The organism is Hydrogenophaga bisanensis, from assembly GCF_042665135.1.
Taxonomy (GTDB): domain Bacteria; phylum Pseudomonadota; class Gammaproteobacteria; order Burkholderiales; family Burkholderiaceae_C; genus Hydrogenophaga; species Hydrogenophaga bisanensis.
In genome coordinates, this window is sequence record NZ_JBHTBX010000012.1 from 48,543 (window position 1) to 67,713 (window position 19,171).

The 19,171-nt window shown below is 66.2% G+C and carries 18 protein-coding genes; 8 read left to right on the top strand and 10 right to left on the bottom strand.

Annotated features, from left to right (window positions below):
• Positions 1 to 2 precede the first annotated feature (2 nt).
• Entirely contained in the window at positions 3 to 1,205 is a 1,203-nt protein-coding gene (purT, locus tag ACFQNJ_RS15780; protein WP_382259291.1) for a formate-dependent phosphoribosylglycinamide formyltransferase, read from the bottom strand.
• A gap of 25 nt (positions 1,206 to 1,230) precedes the next feature.
• Entirely contained in the window at positions 1,231 to 2,097 is an 867-nt protein-coding gene (gene asd, locus ACFQNJ_RS15785) for an archaetidylserine decarboxylase (RefSeq protein ID WP_382259293.1), read from the bottom strand.
• 101 nt (positions 2,098 to 2,198) lie between these two features.
• Here asd and ACFQNJ_RS15790 point away from each other — a divergent pair, with 101 nt between their 5' ends.
• Together ACFQNJ_RS15790 and ACFQNJ_RS15795 are read left to right on the top strand one after the other, a co-directional pair.
• The gene (locus tag ACFQNJ_RS15790; RefSeq protein ID WP_382259295.1) at positions 2,199 to 3,134 is read left to right on the top strand and encodes an ATP-binding cassette domain-containing protein; all 936 of its coding nucleotides are present in this window, start codon (positions 2,199 to 2,201) and stop codon (positions 3,132 to 3,134) included.
• A gap of 2 nt (positions 3,135 to 3,136) precedes the next feature.
• Entirely contained in the window at positions 3,137 to 3,952 is an 816-nt protein-coding gene (locus ACFQNJ_RS15795) for an ABC transporter permease (protein ID WP_382259297.1), read from the top strand.
• A 12-nt stretch (positions 3,953 to 3,964) separates the two neighbouring features.
• On the opposite strand, the gene ACFQNJ_RS15800 is transcribed toward ACFQNJ_RS15795, so the two are convergent.
• From ACFQNJ_RS15800 to ACFQNJ_RS15815, 4 genes are all read right to left on the bottom strand, one after another.
• Complete coding sequence (locus ACFQNJ_RS15800) at positions 3,965 to 4,222, bottom strand: hypothetical protein (protein ID WP_382259299.1); 258 nt, start codon at positions 4,220 to 4,222, stop codon at positions 3,965 to 3,967.
• 179 nt (positions 4,223 to 4,401) lie between these two features.
• Complete coding sequence (locus ACFQNJ_RS15805; protein WP_374639546.1) at positions 4,402 to 5,532, bottom strand: YbdK family carboxylate-amine ligase; 1,131 nt, start codon at positions 5,530 to 5,532, stop codon at positions 4,402 to 4,404.
• A gap of 4 nt (positions 5,533 to 5,536) precedes the next feature.
• Positions 5,537 to 6,724 (bottom strand): cation:proton antiporter, encoded by a 1,188-nt coding sequence (locus tag ACFQNJ_RS15810; protein WP_382259301.1) that lies wholly within the window; start codon positions 6,722 to 6,724, stop codon positions 5,537 to 5,539.
• Positions 6,725 to 6,915: 191 nt separating this feature from the next.
• Positions 6,916 to 7,791, bottom strand: coding sequence for a class I SAM-dependent methyltransferase (locus ACFQNJ_RS15815; protein ID WP_382259303.1), 876 nt, complete (start codon positions 7,789 to 7,791; stop codon positions 6,916 to 6,918).
• A 47-nt stretch (positions 7,792 to 7,838) separates the two neighbouring features.
• On the opposite strand from ACFQNJ_RS15815, the gene ACFQNJ_RS15820 reads away from it, so the two are divergent.
• The 3 genes from ACFQNJ_RS15820 to ACFQNJ_RS15830 all read left to right on the top strand — a co-directional run bounded on the left by ACFQNJ_RS15820 (position 7,839) and on the right by ACFQNJ_RS15830 (position 9,879).
• Positions 7,839 to 8,861 carry a serine/threonine protein kinase gene (locus ACFQNJ_RS15820; RefSeq protein ID WP_382259305.1) on the top strand — a complete coding sequence of 341 codons (1,023 nt, stop codon included), beginning with the start codon at positions 7,839 to 7,841 and terminating at the stop codon, positions 8,859 to 8,861.
• A gap of 71 nt (positions 8,862 to 8,932) precedes the next feature.
• Entirely contained in the window at positions 8,933 to 9,385 is a 453-nt protein-coding gene (locus ACFQNJ_RS15825) for a MarR family winged helix-turn-helix transcriptional regulator (RefSeq protein ID WP_382259307.1), read from the top strand.
• Positions 9,386 to 9,462: 77 nt separating this feature from the next.
• A complete protein-coding gene (locus ACFQNJ_RS15830) occupies positions 9,463 to 9,879 on the top strand; it encodes an organic hydroperoxide resistance protein (RefSeq protein ID WP_382259309.1) in 417 nt (138 codons plus the stop codon).
• Positions 9,880 to 9,949: 70 nt separating this feature from the next.
• Here ACFQNJ_RS15830 and htpG read toward each other — a convergent pair whose 3' ends face one another.
• From htpG to ACFQNJ_RS15850, 4 genes are all read right to left on the bottom strand, one after another.
• Complete coding sequence (gene htpG, locus ACFQNJ_RS15835) at positions 9,950 to 11,887, bottom strand: molecular chaperone HtpG (RefSeq protein ID WP_382259311.1); 1,938 nt, start codon at positions 11,885 to 11,887, stop codon at positions 9,950 to 9,952.
• Between the two features lie 177 nt (positions 11,888 to 12,064).
• Complete coding sequence (locus tag ACFQNJ_RS15840; protein WP_382259313.1) at positions 12,065 to 13,315, bottom strand: esterase/lipase family protein; 1,251 nt, start codon at positions 13,313 to 13,315, stop codon at positions 12,065 to 12,067.
• Entirely contained in the window at positions 13,312 to 14,502 is a 1,191-nt protein-coding gene (locus tag ACFQNJ_RS15845) for a pseudouridine synthase (RefSeq protein ID WP_382259315.1), read from the bottom strand. The genes ACFQNJ_RS15840 and ACFQNJ_RS15845 overlap by 4 nt, the downstream gene beginning before the upstream one ends.
• 49 nt (positions 14,503 to 14,551) lie before the next feature.
• The gene (locus ACFQNJ_RS15850; RefSeq protein ID WP_374639531.1) at positions 14,552 to 15,265 is read right to left on the bottom strand and encodes a Crp/Fnr family transcriptional regulator; all 714 of its coding nucleotides are present in this window, start codon (positions 15,263 to 15,265) and stop codon (positions 14,552 to 14,554) included.
• A gap of 174 nt (positions 15,266 to 15,439) precedes the next feature.
• On the opposite strand from ACFQNJ_RS15850, the gene ACFQNJ_RS15855 reads away from it, so the two are divergent.
• The 3 genes from ACFQNJ_RS15855 to ACFQNJ_RS15865 are packed head-to-tail and all read left to right on the top strand — an operon-like array spanning position 15,440 to position 19,112.
• A complete protein-coding gene (locus tag ACFQNJ_RS15855; RefSeq protein ID WP_374639530.1) occupies positions 15,440 to 17,386 on the top strand; it encodes an AMP-dependent synthetase/ligase in 1,947 nt (648 codons plus the stop codon).
• On the top strand, positions 17,383 to 18,168 hold the full coding sequence (locus ACFQNJ_RS15860) for an ABC transporter ATP-binding protein (RefSeq protein WP_374639529.1): 786 nt from the start codon (positions 17,383 to 17,385) through the stop codon (positions 18,166 to 18,168). Before ACFQNJ_RS15855 ends, ACFQNJ_RS15860 begins: the two co-directional genes overlap by 4 nt.
• 14 nt (positions 18,169 to 18,182) lie before the next feature.
• Complete coding sequence (locus tag ACFQNJ_RS15865; protein ID WP_374639528.1) at positions 18,183 to 19,112, top strand: branched-chain amino acid ABC transporter permease; 930 nt, start codon at positions 18,183 to 18,185, stop codon at positions 19,110 to 19,112.
• Positions 19,113 to 19,171: the final 59 nt, after the last annotated feature.

The window sequence follows — 19,171 nt, forward strand, 5'->3', positions numbered from 1 at the left end:
GGTCAAGCCCTGCGGGGTTTGACCTTGCTGGCAGCCAGCTTGGCGTTGCTGCGCGCGGTATCGGTGTCCTGCGCCCGTGCCAGCGCCACGCCCATGCGGCGCTTGGTGAAGCTCTCGGGCTTGCCAAACAGGCGCAGGTCGGTACCGGGGACGCGCAGCGCTTCGTCCACGCCGTCGAACACGATGCCCTGGGCCTCGACGCCGCCGTAGATCACGGCGCTGGCGCCGGGGTTGCGCAGGCTGGTGTCCACCGGCAGCCCCAGGATGGCGCGGGCGTGCAACTCGAATTCGCTCTGGTGCTGGGTGCACAGGGTCACCAGGCCGGTGTCGTGCGGGCGCGGGCTGACCTCGCTGAACCAGACCTGTTCGCCCTTGACAAACAGTTCCACGCCGAACAGGCCCAAACCGCCCAGGTTGTCGGTCACGGCCTTGGCGATCTGGCGCGACTTCTCGATGGCCGCCGGCTTCATGGCCATGGGTTGCCAACTCTCCACATAGTCGCCGCTGACCTGCACGTGGCCGATGGGTTCGCAGAAGTGGGTCTCCGTCTCTCCACTCGCGCCCTTGGCGCGCACGGTCAACTGCGTGATCTCGTAGTCGAAGTCGATGAAGCCCTCGACGATCACGCGACCATGGCTGACACGGCCACCGGCCATGGCGTAGTCCCAGGCCTTGGCCACATCGGCCGGACCGTCGATCTTGCTCTGGCCCTTGCCCGACGAACTCATCACCGGCTTGACGATGCAGGGATAGCCGATGCCGGCGTCGATGGCGGCCTGCAGCTCCTGCAAAGAGTCGCAGAATTGGTACGGGCTGGTCGGCAGGCCCAGCGTCTCGGCCGCCAGGCGCCGGATGCCTTCCCGGTCCATGGTCAGGCGGGCGGCACGGGCGGTCGGGATGACCGTGACCACGCCGGCGGCTTCAAGCTGCTCCAGCATGGGCGTGGCGATCGCCTCGATCTCGGGCACCACCAGGTGCGGACGTTCGGCTTCGATCAGGGCCTTGAGCTGGTCGGGATCGCTCATGGTGATCGTGCGCGCATGGTGCGCCACCTGCTGACCCGGTGCGTTCTCATAGCGGTCGACCGCGATGGTCTCCACGCCCAGGCGCTGCAGGGCGATCAGGACCTCCTTGCCAAGTTCGCCGCTGCCCAGCAGCATGACACGGGTGGCGGAAGCAGACAGCGGGGTACCCAGGGTGGTCATGAAAGTCTCCGGTTCAGTGATTGGTTCAGCGCACCTGCCAGCCCATGGCTTCACCCAGTCGCACCGGGCGTGCCGGCGCCCAGCCGTCGTTGAAGCGGATGGTCTCGCGCGGCCACAGCATGACCACGGTGGAGCCCAGCAGGAAGCGCCCCATTTCGTCGCCCTTGCCCAGCACCTTCGCGGGCTCGTCGTAGGTCCAGCTGCGGATCTCGCCCGGACGGGGCGGATTGACCACGCCGTGCCAGGTGGTGGCCATGCTGCCGACGATGGTGGCGCCGACCAGCACCAGCACGAAGGGCCGGGTCTCGCCCTGATCGCCATGCGGCACGTCAAACACGCAGACCACGCGTTCGTTGCGGGCAAACAGGCCTGGCACCCCCAGCGCCGTGGCCGGGTTGACCGAGAACAGGTCGCCGGGGACGTGGATCATGCGGCGCAACCGGCCCTGGCTGGGCATGTGGATGCGGTGGTAGTCGCGCGGGCTGAGGTAGATGGTGGCAAAGGCCCCATCGTCGAACTGTTGCGCCAGTTCCGCATCACCGCCCACCAGCGCCCGTGTGCTGTAGTGGTGCCCCTTGGCCTGGAAGATCTGGTCCCGAGCGATGGGTCCGAACTGGCTGATGGCGCCATCGACCGGACAGATGAAATCGGCGTCGGCCAGCGGACGCGCACCCGCCTTGAGCGGTCGGGTGAAAAACTCGTTGAAGCTGCGGTAGTGGGTCAGGTCGGACACCGCGGCCTCGTCCATGTTCACCTGGTAGCGCTTGACGAAGCGCCGGATGGCGGCCTGCGTGATCGAGCCTGCCTCGGCACGGGCAAACCACCCGGCCAACTCGGTGAGGGCGCGCTTGGGCAGAAGATATTGCAGGGCGACGGCAGGGGTGAGAGACACGGCGGGCGGGCGACCCCGTGGGGCCGGGCTTGAACAGGGATGCCGGGATTGTAGGCGCCAGCCGCCATGCAGGCTGGCGCCGCGGCAGGCACAATCACCCGATGACTTCCCCGCTCTTCTCGGTCCGGCACCTGGTCAAGCGCTACGGCGACCAGACGGTGGTCCGCGACCTGTCCTTCGACATTGCCCCGGGCGAATGCCTGGGCGTGATCGGCCCCAACGGTGCCGGCAAGACCACCACCATCCGCATGTGCCTGGGCCTGACCGTGCCCGACGAGGGCCAGGTGCTGGCCTTCGGCCATGAGATGCCGCGCGACGCGCTGGCCATCAAGGCGCGCCTGGGTGTGGTCAGCCAGATGGACACGCTGGACCCGGATTTCGACTGCGCCGAGAACCTGCTGGTCTACGGCCGGTATTTCGGCCTGAAGGACAGGGACATCCGGGATCGCATCCCGCGCCTGCTGGAATTTGCCGCGCTGTCGCACAAGGCGCAAGCCAAGCCCGGCGAACTGTCGGGCGGCATGAAGCGTCGCCTGTCGCTGGCCCGTGCGCTGGTCAACGACCCGGACCTGCTGCTGCTGGATGAACCGACCACCGGGCTGGACCCGCAGGCCCGCCACCTGATGTGGGAGCGCCTGCAGATGCTGCTGCAGCAAGGCAAGAGCATTCTGCTGACCACCCACTTCATGGACGAGGCCGAGCGCCTGTGCTCGCGGCTGCTCGTCATCGACCATGGCCGCAAGATCGCCGAGGGCCGGCCCCGCGAACTGATTGCGCAGCATCTGGAGGCCGAGGTGGTCGAGGTGTACGGTACCGGTGCGCTGGCGCTGGCTGAGGCCGCAGAACATGAAAGCCTGCGCGCGCTGGCGGCGCGGGTGGAGGTCAGCGGCGAGACGGTGTTCTTCTACACACCCGACGCCCAGCCCCTGCTGCAGGCCCTGGCCCCCCTGCACCAGCTGCGCACCCTGCACCGCCCCGCGAACCTGGAAGACCTGTTCCTGAAACTGACCGGACGACAGATCCGCGAGGAAGGCTGATCATGAGCACCCCGACATCCCCCTGGACCGCACCGCAACTGTCCCTGCGCTGGTGGCCGGTGTTCCGCCGCAACCTGCTGGTCTGGAAGAAGCTGGCCATCCCCAGCCTGGTCGGCAACATCGCCGAGCCCCTGATGTGGCTGGTCGCTTTTGGCTACGGCATGGGCGCCCTGGTGGGCCAGGTGAACATGAGCACCCCGCAAGGCAGCGTGGCCGTGCCCTACATCCTGTTCCTGGCCAGCGGCAGCATCTGCATGAGTGCGATGAATGCGGCCAGCTTCGAGGCCCTGTATTCGGCCTTCTCGCGCATGCACGTGCAGAAGACCTGGGACGGCATCATGAACGCGCCGGTTCGGCTGGACGATGTGGTGCTGGCGGAAATGCTGTGGGCGGCCTTCAAGGCGCTGTTCACCGTGACCGCCATCCTGGGCGTGATGCTCGCTCTGGGCATCAGCCACTCACCCAAACTGCTGCTGGCCTGGCCCGCGCTGCTGCTGGCGGGCATCACGTTCTCGTGCATCGCGCTGATCTTCAACGCGCTGGCCAAGGGCTATGACTTCTTCACCTACTACTTCACGCTGTTCCTGACCCCGATGATGTTCCTCTCCGGGGTCTTCTTCCCGCGCGAGCAGCTGCCGGGGGTGGTGCGTGTGGTCTCCGACTGGCTGCCGCTGACCAACGCGGTGGAGCTGGTGCGTCCGCTGTTCATGGACCAGTGGCCCAGCCACGCACTGCTGCACATCGGTGTCCTGCTGGCCTATGCCGTCGCAGCCTTCTGGCTCGCGCTGGCCCTCACGCGCCGGCGCTTTGCCCGCTAGAGCTTCGCTCGATCAATGCACCGCCAGTTGCAGGGCAGGCTGTGCAGCCCTGTAACCCTCGCTGCCCGCATCCATGAAGGTCTCGGCGTCGATCAGGGCGTCGTAGTCGCGGGCGACCGCATGGGTCTTGGGGATCAGCGGCTTGTCCAGCGGGCGGCACACGCGCTGACGCAGGCCACGCAGGTCGCGGCTGCTTTCCATGGCGCTGATCACGGCTTCCGGATCGAGCATCAGGACGAAGGGGTTGAGGCGGGTTTGCGAGGCGTTCATGGTGTCGTTCCTTCCTGTGTGCGGGGCAGATACAGATCGTTTGTCGATGTTTCAAACTGTATTTGCTCGTATCAGGATCTTTAGTCGGCAACTTGCCATTCGCGTTGTAGGAAATTGCCCGACAAACCCGGAACTGACCGGAAAACACCCGCTTTATTCCACCCCTGTCTTCGTGGCACTCATGCTGCGGGCCCCTGGCGCAAGGCCTCAACCGCCGAGCGCACCACACCCTGCACACTGCCACTGTCCGCGTAGCAGCGGCGCAGATAGCTGGCGTGATTGCCGTCCCGTGCCGCCGTGCGCTCGATCTCGTCAAGGGCCGCGGTGGACTTCAAAGCATCGGCATGGCCACCCAGCTTGCGCAGCGTGGCCAGGATGTCCTCGCGGATGCTGATCTGCTCGCGCGTCTTGGGATTGACCATCATCCCGTCCAGTCCGAAGCGGCAGGCCTGGAAGCGGTTGTAGGTGTAGACCAGATAGTCGTCCTCCTCCGGTGGCGGCTCGCTGCGCTCCAGCAGGTGGCGGCACAGGGCCTGCAGGTAGCAGGCCAGCGCCGCCGCACGCTCCACCGTCAGCGGGGTATCGCACACGCGCAACTCGATGGTGCCGTACTCGGGCTTGGGCCGGATGTCCCAGTAGAAGTCCTTCATGGATTTGACCACCCCGGTGCTTTCCATCTTGGTGAAGTAGCCGTTGGAAAACTCGTCCCAGCTCAGCACGAAGGGTGCCCGGCCGCTGAGCGGAAAGGCAAAGACCGAGTTCAGGCGCGCCGAATCGAACAGGGTGTCCACCCCCTGGAAGAAGGGCGAGGACGCCGACAGCGCAATGAAGTGCGGCACATAGCGGTTGAGCGAATGCAGCAGGAACAGCGCCTCGTCCGGGGAACTGCAGCCCACATGAACGTGCTGACCAAAGACCGTGAACTGCTTGGCCAGGTAGCCGTACAGCCCCGAGAGCTGCTCGAAGCGCGGCTTGGAGAAGATGCGCTGCTCGAACCAGCGCTGGAAGGGATGGGTGCCGCCCCCGGCCAGCTCGATGTTCAGGCGATCGCAGGCCGTCACCAGGGTGTCCCGGATCTCGCGCAGCTGCGCCAGCAAAGGCCCGTGCTCATGCTGCACGCTGGTGGCGATCTCGATCATGCTCTGGGTCATCTCGGGCGTCACCACGCCCGGAAAGGGCTTGCGCCCCAGCAGCTCCAGCAGATCGTTGGCCGAGCTGGACAGGTCATAGTCGTAGCTGTTGACCAGCTGAAGTTCCAGCTCGACCCCCAGGGTCAGGGACTCGGAGGCCTTGAAGGTTTCCAATGGCATGGGCTTACTCCTTGGTCACGTGGGTTTCGGCCGCGGCCATCAGGCTGCGCTGGGTCACCAGCGGCCCCAGCAGCTCCTGCACCAGCATCATGGCGGCCATCACGGTCAGCACCTGACCGGCTGGTCCGAAGCCGTAGAGGCGGCTCTGCTCCAGCAGCAGGATGGCAAAGGCCGACATCGGGGTCAGGGCCAGGCCGGTCAGCAGACCCTTGCGTTCGGTGCTGCCCGACAGGCGCGCCGCGCCCACGTTGCAAACCACCTTGGCCGCCGTGCGCACGACGATCAGCACCAGCCCCAGCACCAGGCCGGTGCCGGCCTCGCTCCAGTCCAGCAGGGCGGCGATGTAGACGAACAGGAAAATGGTCAGCAGATCGCCGGCCGTGCCGAATCCGCGCTGCGCGTTGGTCAGGTGCACCCGGCGCTCGCGCGCCACGATGCCAAAGCTCAGCGCAGCCAGCAGCGGCGAGAGCTTCAGGCCGTAAGACATGGTGGTCAGCAGCACCACGGCCAGCGCGAACACCAGGGTGACGTCGCGCTCCTGGATGCGCTGCGAGCGCAGCAGGGCCGGCATGGCCACGCCCAGCAGGGCACCCACGGCCACTGACGTCGCCAGTACATGGATGCTGCCAAAAGCCGCCTGCAGCAGGTCACCCGAGGTGCTGAGGTACCAGTAACCGATCACCAGCTTGAGCGCCAGCACCGAAACCAGGCAGTTGATGGCGCAAAGGTGCAGCACGCGCTCGGTCACCTGCCCTGCGCTGCGCAGCTCGTTGGCCACGCGGACGATGCCGGCCGGCGATGCGGATACGGACAGTGCCGCGATGATCAGCCGCGTGTCGGTGGGCAGGTCGAAGAGACCGCTGGCCAGGTAGACCGCCGCAAAGGTGACCACCGATTCGACCAGGCCCAGGGCCAGCACCCACGGGTTGTGCCGGAACCAGCGCAGGTTGATGCGGTAGCCCAGCTCGAACAGCACCAGCGACAGCGCCACGTTGGCCAGAAATGGCAGCCCTGGCACCGCATTGGTCAGTCCAGGCAGGTTGATCAGGCTGGCCAGCAGGCCCACGGCCACATAGCTGGTGACGCGGGGAATCTGCCAGGCCTCGTGCAGGCGCTCGCCCAGAAACCAGGCCAGCAGCAGCACCAGCGGCCAGGCCATGGATTGCAGCAGAAACGGAAGGTCCGTGACCATCAGGTGTTCTCCTCCAGGATGGCCCGGGTGACGGCGCCCGCGAAGCGGGACGCCACACGCCGCCCGATGGGCGGTCACGGGCCGGCCACCCACGCCTTCAGGCGCGGTGCGGCGTGGACAGGACAGCAGCACCGGCTGGCGCTGCCACGGCGATCAATCGGATCGGGGACCCGACTATAGGCGATGATTCCTCAGACCGTGAAACGGCTGGTAAGTTCCTGCAGACCCAGTTCGTCCAGGATCTGCGCCAGACGCTCCCGGGCCCGCGCGGTGGTGCCCGGGCGGGGTGGCTCGTGGCGGCGCGCCAGGATCAGTTCGTTCTTCATCGAATGCTCCCAGCCCACCAGCTCGGTCACCGTCACCTCGTAGCCATGGGCTTCGAGCTGCAGGCAGCGCAGCACGTTGGTGATCTGACTGCCGAATTCCCGGGTGTGCAAGGGGTGGCGCCAGAGTTCGGCCAGGGGGTTGCGCGAGAGGTTGATGGCCTTGTGCCGGCGCATCACCGAGGCCACCTCGGCCTGACAGCAGGGGACCAGCACCATGAAGCGGGCCTGCTTGGCCAGACCGAAGGCGATGGCGTCATCGGTGGCGGTGTCGCAGGCATGCAGCGCCGTGACCACGTCGATGGTCGGCGGCAGCTCGGCGTGGTTGAGGGCCTGTTGCACCGTGGTCGCCAGAAATCGCATGCGCTCGAAGCCCAGGCGCTGCGCCAGCGCACGCGAACGCTCCACCAGCTCTGCACGGGCCTCGACGCCAATCACCGTGCCCACCGACATCGACTTGAAGAACAGGTCGTACAGGATGAAGCCCAGGTAGGACTTGCCGGCGCCATGATCGGCCAGACTCACATCGCCCCGGGCATCGAGCACCTCCTGCAGCAGCGGCTCGATGAACTGCACCAGGTGATAGACCTGCTTGAGCTTGCGCCGTGTGTCCTGGTTGAGCTTGCCGTCCCGGGTGAGGATGTGCAGCTCCTTGAGCAGTTCCACCGACTGCCCCGGACGCAGTTCGGGCAGCTGCTCCTGCAGCGTCGGTGGTGTTTTCGGTCGGGCAGCGGTCTTTGGCATCCGCCGATGATACGGAAGCGGCGGCCCCTGGCAGCGACAATCGGTGCATGCACAGTTCCGACAACGATCTCCACCCGTTTTCCTGCCTGACCCCAGACCGGGTCCAGGACGCGCTGTCCGCCATTGGCCTGTGGGGCGACGGGAGGCTGTCCGCCCTCAACAGCTTCGAGAATCGCGTGTACCAGGCGGGGCTGGATGCACCTGTGGATGGCCATGGTCAGGTGGTGCTCAAGTTCTACCGGCCGGGCCGTTGGTCAGAAGCCCAGATCCTGGAAGAGCACGCCTTCGCCGCCGAGCTGCAGGGTGACGAAGTGCCTGTGGTGGCACCCCTGGTCATCGACGGCCGGACCCTGCACCATCACGAAGGGTTCGCGTTTTCGGTCAGTCCGCGCCGCGGCGGCCGGCGCCCCGAGCTCGACGACCTGGACGTGCTCGAGTGGATCGGCCGCTTCCTGGCCCGCATTCACGCCGTTGGCGAGCGCCAGGCCTTCCGCCAGCGACCGGCGCTCGATCTGTCCAGCTTCGGGCGGGACTCGCGCGACTGGCTGCTGTCGCAGGGCGCCATCGCTCCGGAGGTCGAAGGCGCGTGGCTGGCGGCCTGCGACGAGGCGCTGGCCATGGTGGCCGCGCACCAGGCGCTCAACGGAGAAGCACCGTCGTCGTTGCGCCTGCATGGCGACTGCCACCCGGGCAACATCCTGTGGACCCCCACCGACCTGCCGGGTGGTGGCCCGCACTTTGTCGACCTGGACGATGCCCGCAGCGGCCCGGCGGTGCAGGACCTGTGGATGCTGCTGTCGGGCGACCGGCGGCAGCAGACCCTGCAGCTGTCGGCCCTGCTGGACGGCTACGAACAGTTCCGTCCATTTGACCGGCAGGAGCTGTCGCTAATCGAGCCCCTGCGCACCCTGCGCCTGATCCACTACAGCGCCTGGCTGGCGCGGCGGTGGGACGATCCCGCCTTCCCGATCAGCTTCCCGTGGTTCGGTACCCGCGACTACTGGCAGGGCCAGGTGGACATGCTCATCGAGCAGATCGAAGCCATGCAGGCAGCGCCGCTGGTGGCCTGATGACCCTTTGGATGTCAAGGGTATCTGACAATTAAATTGCTCACAATTTAATTGCACGTAACAATTCAATCATGACATCGCGCAGCCCCCTCCCCGACATCCAGACGCTGGACCAGCAGCTGTGCTTCGCCCTGTACTCCGCTTCGCTGGCCATGACCAAGGTGTACAAGCCTTTGCTGGACCAGCTGGGACTGACCTATCCGCAGTACCTGGTCTTGCTGGCCCTGTGGGAACAGGACGGGCAGACCGTGTCCGGGCTTGGCGAGCGCCTGTACCTCGACTCGGGCACGCTGACTCCTCTGCTCAAGCGGATGGAGAGCGCCGGCTGGATCGAACGCCAGCGCGACGCCGCCGATGAACGGCGGGTGCTGATTCACCTGACCGCCGAAGGCCGCCGCCTGAAGACACGGGCGCGGCAGGTGCCGGAATGCCTGCTGCAGGCGGCCCGGTGCGATCCGCAGGAGGTTCAGGCCCTGACAAACCAGGTGCAGGCGCTGCGCAACCGCTTGCTGAACCGGCCCTGACCGGCTGGTTCCCGACCCAATTCCGTTCACCCTCCCCTGCCTTCGGCAGACTTCCACTCAGAAAGACGCACATCACCATGGCATCCCTCGACAAAGTCCTCTACACCGCCCGCACCCACACCACCGGTGGCCGCGACGGCGCCTCGCGCTCCGACGACGGACGCCTGGACGTCAAGCACACGCCGCCCGGCGCGCCTGGCAACGGCACCAACCCCGAGCAGCTGTTCGCCGCTGGCTATTCCGCCTGCTTCATCGGCGCAATCAAGGCCGTGGCCGGCAAGATGAAGATCGCCGTGCCCGCCGACGTGGCGGTCGACGCCGAGGTGGACCTGGGCCCGGTCGGCCAGGCCTACGGCATTGCCGCCCGCCTGGTGGTGCACCTGCCCGGCATGGACCGAGCCCAGGCCCAGCAACTGGTCGATGTGGCCCACCAGGTCTGCCCCTACTCCAACGCTACGCGCGGCAACATCGACGTGAGCGTGACGCTGGCCTGAACCGCACGACAGTCGGTCACGAACGAAAAAGGGGGCGGCATATGGCGCCCCCTTTTTCAGGTGACTGCCGTCAGACCAGCAAGGCGTTGACTCGCCGGACGTAGGCGGCCGGATCGTCCGGCAGACCGCCCTCGGCCAGCAGGGCCTGATCGAACAGGATGTGCGCCAGATCATCGAAATGATCCGAACCATCGAGCTTCCTGACCAGCGCATGCTCGGCGTTGACCTCCAGGATCGGCTTGACCTCGGGCGCTTTCTGCCCGGCCGACTTGAGCAGCCGGGCCAGTTGGGTCGAATACTCGCCGTCCTCCACCACCAGACAGGCCGGTGAATCGACCAGGCGCGTGGTCACCCGCACGTCCTTGGCCTTGTCCTTGAGGCTGTCCTTGAGCCTGTCCAGCACCGGCTTGAAGGCCTCGGCCGCCTGCTCGGCCGCTTTCTTCTCTTCCTCGTCCTGCAGCTTGCCCAGGTCCACCGCGCCCTTGGCCACGCTCTGCAGCAGGGTGCCGTCAAACTCATGCAGGAAGGACAGGGCCCACTCGTCGACCCGGTCGGTCATGAGCAGCACTTCGATGCCCTTCTTGCGGAACACCTCCAGCTGGGGGCTGTTCCTGGCCGCGGCCAGGCTGTCGGCGGTGATGTAGTAGATGGCCTCCTGGCCTTCTTTCATACGGGCCTTGTAGTCGGCGAAGCCGACACTGACGCTGTCGCTCTGGGTCGAAGCAAAGCGCAGCAGTTTGGCGATCTTCTCGCGGTTGGCGAAGTCCTCGCCCAGGCCTTCCTTGAGCACCGCGCCGAACTCGGCGTAGAAGGCGCTGTACTTGCCGGCCTGGGCTTTGTCCTCTTCGCTGACCACATCGGTCACGCCGTCCTGGCCCTCGGCGGCCTCGGGCGCTTTGTCTTTCTTCGCCAGGTCTTCCAGCATGGCCAACACGCGGCGGGTGTTGCCCTCGCGGATGGCCTTCACATCGCGGCTTTCCTGCAGCAGCTCGCGGCTGACGTTCAGCGGCAGATCGGCCGAATCGACCACGCCCTTGACCCAGCGCAGGTACGAGGGCATCAGCGCCTCGGCCTCGTCCATGATGAAGACACGCTTGACGTAGAGCTTGATGCCCGCCTTCTTGTCGCGGTTCCACAGGTCGTGCGGCGCCTTGGCCGGGATGTAGAGCAGTTGCGTGTATTCGGTGCTGCCCTCGACACGGTTATGGCTCCAGGCCAGCGGGGCCTCGCTGTCGTAGCTGATGGCCTTGTAGAAATCGGCGTACTGCTCGTCGCTGATGTCCTTCTTGGGCCGGGTCCACAGGGCCGACGCAGAGTTGACCGCCTCCCACTCGTCCTTCTGCACGTACTCGCTCTTTTCGCTGTCCCACTCTTCCTTCTGCATCAGGATGGGCAGGCTGATGTGGTCGGAGTACTTGCCGATGATCTGCTTGAGCTTCCAGTGGCTCAGGTACTCGGTGGCGTCCTCGCGCAGGTGCAGGATCACGCTGGTGCCGCGCGCGGCGCGCTCGATCGTTTCCACCTCGAAGTCGCCAGTGCCACCGCTGGCCCAGCGCACGCCTTCGGCGGCCGGCAGACCGGCACGGCGGCTCTCGACCACGATGCGGTCGGCCACGATGAAGCCCGAATAGAAGCCGACGCCGAACTGGCCGATCAGCTGGGCGTCCTTCTTCTGGTCGCCACTGAGTCGGCCCATGAAGTCCTTGGTGCCGCTCTTGGCGATCGTGCCCAGGTGCTCCACCGCTTCGGCCTGGCTCATGCCGATGCCGTTGTCGGTGATGGTGATCGTGCGGGCTTCCTTGTCGAAAGCGACACGCACCTCCAGGTTGGGCGCATCCTCGTACAGCTCCGCCTTGTCCAGCGCCTCGAAGCGCAGCTTGTCGCAGGCGTCCGAGGCGTTGGACACCAGTTCGCGCAGGAAGATTTCCTTGTTGGAGTAGAGCGAGTGGGTGACCAGATGCAGCAGCTGGGCCACTTCGGCCTGGAAATTCAGGGTCTGTTTGCTCATGGATGGATCGCGGTGAAATGAATGTGGGATCGCGGCGCAAAGCGCCTCGCGCGGCAATTGGGGATGCCCGTCGGAATTTCAAGGGCCAAGGGCGTCGGGCGCCGTGAGGGACTGAGTCCGGAGTGGGCCGGGTGACGATTTCTGCTCGCAGCATGAGGAACCCGGCCCGTTCCGGACTCAGGCCGGCCGCAGCCATTGAAGCATCTGTTGCGCCACCGCCCGGCTGGACAGCAGATCCAGGTGCCCGGTACGAAACACCGTAAGCTGGTGCTCGGGCGGAAACGCCAGGCAGCGCGTCGGTTCGTCATGACGCCCGAGCGCACTGTCCAGCGGCACCAGACCATCGCCGGTCAAGCGCTCGGCCAGCCGGCTGCGGCGCGCCGCCAGCGTGGCGCCCACCGCGAAACAGCTCACCCCCTCGGGCAGGGGCAAAGGCACACGGTGGTCAGCACCGGATTCGAACCGGTCACGCCCCTGCCAGTCGGCATCGAGCACATGGCCATGCCGCAGGTCGGTGATGCCGGCACTGCGTATCTTTCCCAGGCGAGAAAATGGGGCCGTGAACGGGTTGGAGGCCAGCAGCAGGTCCGCGCCGTGACCCGCCCGCTCCAGCGGCGCGCCGTGGTGCGGCGTGCCCAGAAACACCAGGTCACGCAAGCTGCCGGGCCAATCCATACCCGCCTGGCGGGCGACCTCCAGCGCCGATCGCGCCACCAGACCGCCCATGCTGTGCCCGATGATGCTGATGCGCTCCAGAGGCACGGGCCAGGCGGCCGCCAGTTGATCGAGCAGGACGGCAAGCTCGCGTCCATTGACCGAGGTGTGCAGACCGGTGTTGTAGCGCAGGTAGACCGGCGTCGCGCCCAAGGCCTGCGCCAGGTGAAGGCCATGGTCATGGCCTGCCCGTTGCCACTGCGCATCGTTCATGCACAGGCCGTGAACGAGCAGCAGCAGGTGCGCACGGGCATCCGGCACCTGGACTTTCAGGGCATTGGCCGTCAACGCCAGTGGCACGCCCCCCACGCGAGCATCCATGGCCATGGCCAGCGGGTTGCCCATGGCCTGCAACGCATCCCCGAGCACGCCGTTGAGGGCCGCCAGGATGGCCTCCCGCTGAGGTGAAGCCTCCGGGTGAGTGGCCGGATCGTCCAGCAGGGGCAGCAAAGCGGTCAGCACGGCATCGGTGCCAGCCCCCACCAGACGGGTCACGCCCCGAACGGCCTGATAGATCCGGCCTGTCAGCCCGCCAGTGCGCTGTCCCGACGCCGCACCGGGCAGCCCCAGCCGTCCGTGCACGGCCTGGTGCACGCCCTCGGTGATGTCGATCACACCATGCGTGGCCTGGGCCACCAGCTGGGCCAGCGCCTTCAGATCCGACGGACGCACATGCCGCAGGACCTGCCGGGGCGGTGTCGGGCTGCCGCTCAAAAGCCTTCGTCCGCGCGCAGATAGCGCCACTGGCCCACCGGCAGGTTGCCCAGCACGATGCGGCCCATCCGGATGCGCTTGAGGCCCACCACGTGCAGGCCCACCTGCTCGCACATGCGGCGGATCTGGCGCTTCTTGCCTTCCTTGAGCACGAAGCGCAGCTGCTCGGGGTTCTGCCAGTCGACCTGGGCGGGCTTGAGCGGCTGTCCATCCAGGCTCAGCCCGTGGCGCAGTCGCTCGATCACGCCCGGTGGCACCACCGACTGCACATCCTGGGCCACCACGCCAGGCCCCTTCGGACCCTCGGGTGCCCATTGCACCCGGACCAGATATTCCTTCTCGATCTCCGAGTCCTCACCGATCAGCTGGCGGGCAATGCGCCCGTCCTGGGTCAGCACCAGCAGTCCGGTGGAGTCGATGTCCAGTCGCCCGGCCGGCGCCAGGCCGCGTGCGTGCTGGGGTTGCCAGCCAGGGCTGTGGCGGAGGTGGGGATCGCTGCGCCACTGGTGCTTCGCCTGAATCAGCACCGCGGCACTCTCGTGGCCGTCCTCGGGCTGACCGCTGACATAGCCCACCGGCTTGTGCAGCAGGATGGTGACCCGGCTGTCCTGCCGTCGATGGGCGGCCTGCAGCACCTCGACCTGGTCGGTCTCGCTGACCGCCAGCCCCATGGCGGCGGTCTGTCCGTTGACCAGCACCCAGCCACGCTCGATCCATTCGTCGGCCTCACGGCGCGAACACAGACCCAGGTCAGCCAGACGCTTGTTCAGCCGGATCAGGCCATCGCTGCGCGGCGCAGGGCGCGCGGTCTGCGGTCGTCCCGCCGCAGGCGCACCGGCGGCGGCACGAGGACGGCGCTCGTCCTGCGAGGGCCGTCCTCCAGCGGGGCGATCCGGTCGCTGCGGCCGGGCTGGACGATCATCCCGCAATGGACGGTCGGAGCGGTCGGCCCGCGAGGCGCGGGGCGGCCGGTCGGGCTGGCCTCCACGGCCATCGGCACCCGGTTCGCGCAGCGAAGGCGCACGCGCTTCCCAGGCGGCTTGGCGGGCAGCACGTTCGGCCTGTACTTCGGACAGGGGGCGCGCACGTGCGGGCGCCTGTGAACGCACAGGGCGGCGCAGCGGATTGGCCCCGGCCTCCGAGGCGCCGGGCTTGAGTTTCAGGGTTTTCTTGGGCTGATCGGTCATGCGTCGATCATCCCACGCCCGACCGCACAAGAAACCACCGGCCAGCGCCTCAGAGTTCACCGGAGCGCAGGGCCTGGAGGTTGAGCACCCGCAGGCCTCCGTACTCCACCTGGATCCAGCCCTTGTCCGCCAGGGTGGTCAGTGCCTCGTTGACCCGCTGGCGCGACAGGCCCACCAGATACGCCAGCTCCTGCTGGGTGATGCGCAGCACTCCGCCCACGTTGGGCGAGAGCAAGGGATGGAACAGCGCAGCCAGGTTGCGCGCCACGCGCAGGTCCGGGTTGTTGATGCGGTCGATCTCGCGCGCCGCGATGAACTGGCCCAGTCGCTCGTTGAGCTGGTTCATCACGAAGCGGTTGAAACCGATCGAGTGGTCCAGCAGCCAGTGGAAGGTCTCCACCGGCAACCCGGCGACGCGGCTCTTGCGCAGCGCCTGGATGTTGTAGCGGTAGATCTCCCGCTTGAGCACCGTGCCCTCGCCGAACCAGCCGCCCGGCGCCACGCCGGTGAAGGTGATGACCGGCCCGTGCGAATCGTCGTTGCTCATCTTGAGCAGGCCGTCGAGCAGGCCGAACCAGTAGGTGACGGGGCGCCCCACCCGGCAGATGTAGTCCCCCGCCTGTGTCTCCCCCACCAGCAGGGCGTCCTGCGCCCGCAGACGTTCACCGTCGCTGAGCACGGCCATCCATGGAATCTCGGCCAGCTCGGTCGCCGACGGCGCGCGCGCCCTTTCTCGCAGGATGCTGCCGGATCGGTGGGGCATGAAGAGGGTCATTGAATACCTCCGGTGCCTAGGGAAAGTCCTAGCAGGGTTGACCCGTCAATTGTCGTCGAACTGACAACTTAACGTCAAATGCTTGCTTACCATCCGCACCAGAATGAAATGCAACGGTGTGCCCTTCCGGCATCACCGTCCCCCTTGCCGAAGGAGACAAGCATGCAGACCACGTTCCCCCGGCTCCTGCTGGAACACGCCGCCCGGCGACCGCAGGCCCCCGCCATGCGCGAAAAGGAATACGGGATCTGGCAGACCCTGAGCTGGCGCGACATGGCCGATCTCGTGCAGGCCATCGCCTGCGGACTGCACCAGGCCGGCCTGCAGCGCGGTGAACACCTCGTGGTCATCGGTGCCAACCGGCCCCGGCTCTACGCCACCATGCTGGCCGCCCAGTCGCTGGGCGCGATTCCGGTGCCGCTGTACCAGGACGCCGTCGCCGCCGAATGCATCTTCCCGATCAACAACGCCGAGGTGCGCTTTGCGGTGGTGGAAGACCAGGAACAGGTCGACAAGATGCTGGAGATCCAGCCCCAGTGCCCGCAGCTGCAGCACATCTTCTATGACGATCCGCGCGGCCTGCGCAACTACGACCAGCAAGGACTGGCGGGACTGGACGAGCTGATCGGTGCCGGGCAGGCCCACGCCAAGGCCCACCCCGACCTGTTCCAGGAAGAAATCGACAAGGCCCAACCCGACGACGTGGCGGCCATGTTCTTCACCTCGGGTACCACCGGCAATCCCAAGGGCGTGGTCCACACCCACCGCACGCTGATCGACCGCGCCGCCGTGGGCAGCAAGTTCGACAAGCTGACGGACCAGGACGAGGTGCTGGCCTACCTGCCGCCGGCCTGGATCGGCCAGAACATCTTCAGCTACGCCCAATGGCTGGTGGCTGGCTACGTGGTCAACTGCCCGGAGTCGGGCGCCACGGTCACGATCGACCTCAAGGAAGTCGGTCCCACCTACTACTTCGCGCCGCCGCGGGTGTTCGAGGGCCTGCTGACCAGCGTCATGATCCGCATGGAAGACGCCGGCGCGCTCAAGCGCAAGATGTTCCACGCCTTCATGGACGTGGCCCGCCGCGTGGGCCCGGCCAGGATGGATGGCAAGGCCGTGGGCTTCATGGACAACCTCAAGTACGCGCTGGGCAATCTGTTCGTCTACGGCCCGCTGCGCAACACCCTGGGCATGAGCCGCGTGCGGGTGGCCTACACCGCCGGTGAAGCCATCGGTCCCGACCTGTTCAGCTTCTACCGCAGCATCGGCATCAACCTCAAGCAGCTCTACGGCTCGACAGAAACGGCCGTGTTCGTCTGCCTGCAGCCCGACCATGAAGCCCGGGCCGACACCGTGGGCGTGCCCTGCGAAGGCGTGGAGATCAAGCTCTCGGAGACCGGCGAGATCCTGGTGAAGTCGCCCGGCCTGCTCAAGGAGTACTACAAGAACCCCAAGGCCACCGAAGAGGTGCTGACAGCCGACGGCTGGTACCACACCAGCGACGCCGGCTTCATCGACGCCAGCGGCCACCTGAAGATCATCGACCGCGTCAAGGACGTGGGCCGCATCAAGGGTGGCGCCCATGACGGCGCCATGTTCGCGCCCAAGTACGTCGAGAACAAGCTCAAGTTCTTCTCGCACATCAAGGAGGCCGTGGCCTTCGGTGATCAGCGCGAGAAGGTCTGCGTGATGGTCAACATCGACTTCGAGGCCGTGGGCAACTGGGCCGAGCGCCGCAACCTGCCCTACGCCGGCTACACCGACCTGGCGCAGAAACCCGAGGTCTACGAGCTCATCCGCGACTGCGTGGAAAAGGTCAACGCCGACCTGTCACGCGACGACCTGCTGGCCGGCAGCCAGATCAGCCGCTTCCTGGTGCTGCACAAGGAGCTGGATGCCGACGACGGCGAACTCACCCGCACCAACAAGGTCCGCCGCGGCTTCATCGGCGAGAAGTACGGGGTCCTGGTCGATGCACTGTACGGCGGCAAGAGCGAGCAGTACATCGAGACCCAGGTCAAGTTCGAGGACGGGCGCACCGGCAGCGTCAGCGCCACGCTCAAGATCATGGACGCCAAGACGTTCGCACCTGTGAAGGCAGCAGCATGAGCAAGAAAAAGATCGGTGACGTCATCCTCGACGTCCAGAACATCAGCCTGCGCTTCGGTGGCGTCAAGGCGCTGACCGACATCTCGTTCAACGTCAAGGAGCACGAGATCCGCGCCATCATCGGCCCCAACGGCGCCGGCAAGAGCTCCATGCTCAACTGCATCAACGGCGTCTACCAGCCGCAGGAAGGCAAGATCACTTTCCGGGGCAAGACTTTCCGTGGCATGAACAGCCGCCAGGTGGCCGAGATGGGCGTGGCGCGCACGTTCCAGAACCTGGCGCTGTTCAAGGGCATGAGCGTGATCGACAACATCATGACCGGCCGCAACCTGCGCATGAAGAGCAACCTGTTCCTGCAGGCGCTGCGCATCGGCCCGGCCCAGAAGGAAGAGGAGCAGCACCGCGAGTTCGTCGAGCACATCATCGATTTCCTGGAGATCCAGGCCTTCCGCAAGACGCCCGTGGGCACCCTGCCCTACGGCCTGCAAAAGCGCGTGGACCTCGGTCGCGCCCTGGCCATGGAGCCGCAGGTGCTGCTGCTCGATGAGCCCATGGCCGGCATGAACCTGGAAGAGAAGCAGGACATGAGCCGCTTCATCCTGGACGTGAACGACGAGTTCGGCACCACCATCGTGCTCATCGAGCACGACATGGGCGTGGTGATGGACATCTCCGACCGTGTCGTGGTGCTGGACTACGGCAAGAAGATCGGTGACGGCACACCGGAAGAAGTGCGCAGCAACGAAGAAGTCATCAGCGCGTACCTCGGTACGAGCCACTGAACGGAGACGACACCATGGGATTCTTTCTCGAAACCCTCTTTGGCGGCCTGATGGCAGGCATGCTGTATTCGCTGGTGGCGCTGGGCTTCGTGCTCATCTTCAAGGCCTCGGGCGTGTTCAACTTTGCGCAGGGCGCGATGGTGCTGTTTGCCGCCCTGGCCATGGCCCGCTTCTCGGAGTGGATTCCGCAATGGCTGGGACTGGAGAGCCTGCTGCTGGCCAACATCCTGGCGTTCATCATCGCCGCGCTGTGCATGTTCGCGCTGGCCTGGCTGGTTGAGCGACTGGTGCTGCGGCACCTGGTCAACCAGGAAGGCGTGACGCTGCTGATGGCCACCCTGGGTATCACCTACTTTCTCGACGGCTTCGGCCAGACCATCTTCGGCAGCGACATCTACCAGATCAATGTCGGCATGCCCAAGGACCCGATCTTCATCCTCGAAGGCATGTTCGAAGGCGGCATCCTGATCAACAAGGAAGACGTGATCGCCGCGGTGATTGCCGCCGGCTTGGTGGCGGCCCTGTCGCTGTTCTTCCAGAAGACCTCCACCGGGCGCGCGCTGCGCGCCGTGGCCGACGACCACCAGGCGGCGCAGTCCATCGGCATCCCGCTCAACCGCATCTGGGTGATCGTCTGGTGCGTGGCCGGTATCACCGCGCTCGTGGCCGGCATCATCTGGGGCTCCAAGCTGGGCGTGCAGTTCTCGCTGACCACCGTGGCCCTGCGTGCCCTGCCCGTGATCATCCTGGGCGGCCTGACCTCGGTGCCGGGCGCCATCATCGGCGGCCTGATCATCGGCGTGGGCGAGAAGCTCTCCGAGGTCTACCTCGGCCCCATGGTCGGCGGCGGCATCGAGATCTGGTTTGCCTATGTGCTGGCCCTGGTGTTCCTGCTGTTCCGTCCGCAGGGTCTGTTCGGCGAAAAGATCATTGATCGGGTGTGAAACACCCACATCAATGATCTTTCAGCGAAGACTAACTTTGCAGAGCAAAGTTAAGCGAA

What these genes read in the sequence shown, in the direction of transcription:
- ACFQNJ_RS15830 (WP_382259309.1), top strand. Translation starts at nt 9,463, where the DNA reads ATGGCATCCCTCGACAAAGTCCTCTACACCGCCCGCACCCACACCACC.
- ACFQNJ_RS15850 (WP_374639531.1), bottom strand. Translation starts at nt 15,265, where the DNA reads ATGCCCCACCGATCCGGCAGCATCCTGCGAGAAAGGGCGCGCGCGCCG.
- ACFQNJ_RS15800 (WP_382259299.1), bottom strand. Translation starts at nt 4,222, where the DNA reads ATGAACGCCTCGCAAACCCGCCTCAACCCCTTCGTCCTGATGCTCGAT.
- ACFQNJ_RS15845 (WP_382259315.1), bottom strand. Translation starts at nt 14,502, where the DNA reads ATGACCGATCAGCCCAAGAAAACCCTGAAACTCAAGCCCGGCGCCTCG.
- ACFQNJ_RS15860 (WP_374639529.1), top strand. Translation starts at nt 17,383, where the DNA reads ATGAGCAAGAAAAAGATCGGTGACGTCATCCTCGACGTCCAGAACATC.
- ACFQNJ_RS15865 (WP_374639528.1), top strand. Translation starts at nt 18,183, where the DNA reads ATGGGATTCTTTCTCGAAACCCTCTTTGGCGGCCTGATGGCAGGCATG.
- ACFQNJ_RS15805 (WP_374639546.1), bottom strand. Translation starts at nt 5,532, where the DNA reads ATGCCATTGGAAACCTTCAAGGCCTCCGAGTCCCTGACCCTGGGGGTC.
- ACFQNJ_RS15855 (WP_374639530.1), top strand. Translation starts at nt 15,440, where the DNA reads ATGCAGACCACGTTCCCCCGGCTCCTGCTGGAACACGCCGCCCGGCGA.
- ACFQNJ_RS15825 (WP_382259307.1), top strand. Translation starts at nt 8,933, where the DNA reads ATGACATCGCGCAGCCCCCTCCCCGACATCCAGACGCTGGACCAGCAG.
- ACFQNJ_RS15795 (WP_382259297.1), top strand. Translation starts at nt 3,137, where the DNA reads ATGAGCACCCCGACATCCCCCTGGACCGCACCGCAACTGTCCCTGCGC.
- ACFQNJ_RS15820 (WP_382259305.1), top strand. Translation starts at nt 7,839, where the DNA reads ATGCACAGTTCCGACAACGATCTCCACCCGTTTTCCTGCCTGACCCCA.
- ACFQNJ_RS15790 (WP_382259295.1), top strand. Translation starts at nt 2,199, where the DNA reads ATGACTTCCCCGCTCTTCTCGGTCCGGCACCTGGTCAAGCGCTACGGC.
- htpG (WP_382259311.1), bottom strand. Translation starts at nt 11,887, where the DNA reads ATGAGCAAACAGACCCTGAATTTCCAGGCCGAAGTGGCCCAGCTGCTG.
- ACFQNJ_RS15815 (WP_382259303.1), bottom strand. Translation starts at nt 7,791, where the DNA reads ATGCCAAAGACCGCTGCCCGACCGAAAACACCACCGACGCTGCAGGAG.
- ACFQNJ_RS15810 (WP_382259301.1), bottom strand. Translation starts at nt 6,724, where the DNA reads ATGGTCACGGACCTTCCGTTTCTGCTGCAATCCATGGCCTGGCCGCTG.
- purT (WP_382259291.1), bottom strand. Translation starts at nt 1,205, where the DNA reads ATGACCACCCTGGGTACCCCGCTGTCTGCTTCCGCCACCCGTGTCATG.